The sequence below is a fragment of the Ruegeria sp. BHSB056 genome (genome assembly GCF_059613305.1).
The window spans coordinates 1-2,575 of sequence record NZ_JBXWSG010000167.1; the positions used below are offsets into that span (position 1 = coordinate 1).

General features: G+C 57.8%; 5 protein-coding genes. 2 read left to right on the forward strand and 3 right to left on the reverse strand.

What is annotated here, in order from left to right; all coding sequences use genetic code 11:
• The 3 genes from AC2FND_RS19945 to cobU form a co-directional block, all read right to left on the reverse strand.
• On the reverse strand, nt 1-153 hold a 153-nt coding region (locus AC2FND_RS19945), incomplete at its 3' end, for a thioredoxin domain-containing protein (RefSeq protein WP_496771446.1).
• 58 nt (nt 154-211) lie between these two features.
• Complete coding sequence (locus AC2FND_RS19950; protein ID WP_496771443.1) at nt 212-790, reverse strand: histidine phosphatase family protein; 579 nt, start codon at nt 788-790, stop codon at nt 212-214.
• The gene (gene cobU, locus AC2FND_RS19955) at nt 787-1,308 is read right to left on the reverse strand and encodes a bifunctional adenosylcobinamide kinase/adenosylcobinamide-phosphate guanylyltransferase (RefSeq protein ID WP_496771444.1); all 522 of its coding nucleotides are present in this window, start codon (nt 1,306-1,308) and stop codon (nt 787-789) included. The genes AC2FND_RS19950 and cobU overlap by 4 nt, the downstream gene beginning before the upstream one ends.
• 101 nt (nt 1,309-1,409) lie before the next feature.
• Between cobU and AC2FND_RS19960 the strand changes: the two genes are divergently transcribed.
• Both AC2FND_RS19960 and AC2FND_RS19965 read left to right on the forward strand, forming a co-directional pair.
• Nucleotides 1,410-2,288, forward strand: coding sequence for an RNA polymerase factor sigma-32 (locus AC2FND_RS19960; protein ID WP_267365420.1), 879 nt, complete (start codon nt 1,410-1,412; stop codon nt 2,286-2,288).
• Nucleotides 2,285-2,575 (forward strand): ChaN family lipoprotein (locus AC2FND_RS19965; RefSeq protein WP_496771445.1); only part of this gene is annotated, 291 nt, incomplete at its 3' end. The genes AC2FND_RS19960 and AC2FND_RS19965, both read left to right, overlap by 4 nt.

Consider the following 2,575-nt stretch of genomic DNA (forward strand, 5'->3'; position numbering starts at 1 on the left):
AGGGGCCAGCGGTTCCATGTCTTGCGCCATGGTGCCGGAATAGAGGCCGATCATGTGGCTGCGATAGGGCAGGTTGAATTTCTCAAGCATCAACCAGCCGCGCATTGACCAGCTGGAGAAGAGGCGATCGCCGATATAAAGGTCATAAGTCATGCGCGGACGATGCCTCAGCTTTGCGGACCGGTAAATCAGTGATTTGTGTTAGACCTGTTCACGGAAGGTGATTGATCGATCCGACAGTCCACACCCCGCCGTTGACAGCAATATCCGTAACGGAAAGGTTGTCGATCCGATGCGCAAATGTCTGCTGCCCGTCCAGATCGAGGGCGCGTTGTACTTGCGTCAGGATTACGCCGAAATGCGCGACGATCACCAGATCGCGGCCCGTATGCGCGGACATAAGCGCGTCGATCGCGGAATCGACCCGGTCGCGGACCTCATTCCAGCTTTCACCTTGCGGTGGGCGGACATCACCGGGGTTGTCCCAATAGGCAAAAGCCAGCTCGGGGTCTTCGGCTTCAATATCGGCAAATCCGCGAAGCTCCCACTGACCGAAATGGATTTCCCGCAGGTTCGGGTGATGTGGCAGACGGTGACGCTGGCCCTGAATGGCCGAAGCAGTGTCAATTGCACGCGACAGGTCGGACGAAATCACAAATGCATCGGGTGGCAAATGATCGTGCAGGCGCTTCAGCGCTGCTGTATCGCTTAGATCAGCAGGCAGATCGGACCAGCCAACCATCGTCTTTGCATGCGTGGGCCCGTGGCGAACAAGATGCAGTCGCGTCACGGCAGCTGCCCTTTCAGGACCAACGGCAACCCGGCGGTCACCTGGATCACCAGTTTAGCCTGCGCCGCAAGTGCAATGTTCAGCCGGCCCTGCGCTTCGCGAAAGCGGCGGGCAAGCGTGTTATCGGGAACAATACCGTGTCCGACTTCGTTCGACACGATCACAATCTGCGCGGGGCATGCGCGCAGCGACTTTAGCAGGTCAGTTTGGACCTCGCCCAGATCGGTTTCGGCCAGCAAGTGATTGCTGAGCCACATGGTGGCGCAATCGACCAGACATACCTGATCCGAGGACAGGCTGGACAGCACCGGCCCCAGGTCAAGAGGCTCTTCAATCGTGGTCCACCCGCCGCCCCGCTGTTCCAGATGGCGTTCAACCTTCTGCCGCATTTCGTCATCAAACACTTGTGATGTCGCCAGGTAAACTCTGTTTTTCCCTGTGGAAACAACGAGGTCCTCGGCAAATGCCGACTTGCCCGAAGCAGCTCCGCCCAGAACTAAGGTTAAATCTGACGTCACAGTACTTACCTAAAGATGATCCAATTGGTGCTGTTTTGCGTATCGGTCATAGGTCGGCATGGCAAGCCCGGCCAACGCCTGCAAATCAGGGGGAGAGGTTTATGGCACTGGACAACGCGACAGATTTTTCGATGTCCCGGCAAGCGATGAAGGCCGAGTTGCTGGATGCGGAAACGGAACTGAGGCTGGCCTATGCCTGGCGTGACCAGCGTGATGAACAGGCGCTGCACCGCCTGATCACAGCGTATATGCGGCTGGCAATTTCGATGGCGGCCAAGTTCAAACGCTATGGCGCGCCGATGAATGACCTTATCCAGGAGGCTGGTCTGGGTTTGATGAAAGCCGCAGACAAGTTCGACCCTGATCGCGGGGTGCGGTTTTCGACTTATGCGGTGTGGTGGATCAAGGCGAGCATTCAGGACTATGTGATGCGGAACTGGTCCATGGTGCGAACGGGGTCCACCTCGGCGCAGAAATCGCTGTTTTTCAACATGCGTCGGGTTCAGGCCCGGCTGGAACGCGAGGCCGCGACCGAAGGGCTTGAGCTGGATCGCCACCAACTGCATCAGATGATCGCCACGGAAATCGGGGTTCCTTTGCGCGACGTTGAACTGATGGAAGGTCGGCTGTCAGGGTCGGATTTTTCCCTGAACGCGGTGCAATCCGCCGACGAAGACGGGCGCGAATGGATCGATGCGCTGGAAGATGAACGCGAACAGGCCGCCGAAGCAGTTGAGCACACCCACGATACCGAACAATTGCGCCAGTGGTTGCTGATCGCGATGAACGCGCTGAATGACCGCGAGCGGTTCATTGTGCGCGAACGCAAACTGCGCGAGCCTGCGCGGACACTGGAAAGTCTCGGCGTCGAGCTCGGTCTGTCCAAGGAACGCGTGCGACAGCTTGAGGCCGCAGCGTTCGCAAAAATGCGCAAGAACCTTGAAGCCCAGTCGAACGAGGTGCAACACTTCATCGCATGAAACAGCTTGCGATTCTTGCGTGTGTTCTGGGCCTTACGGTTACAGCGGCGCGACCCGGACTGGCGGAAGATCTTATTTCCGATGATGCGGCTCTCGCGATGCGGGATGCAGATGTAGTAATTCTGGGAGAGGTTCACGACAATCCCCGCCACCACCTCATTCAAGCCGAAGCGATAGTGGAAATCTCACCCTCGGCCGTTGTCTGGGAGATGGTCACCGAAGAAGGCGCGCAACGGCTGGCGCAAAAAGCCGTCTCCAACCCGGAAGAGTTGAGCCGTATTCTGCAA

Coding starts and splice junctions, on each gene's coding strand:
- AC2FND_RS19960 (WP_267365420.1), top strand. CDS start 1,410: ATGGCACTGGACAACGCGACAGATTTTTCGATGTCCCGGCAAGCGATG.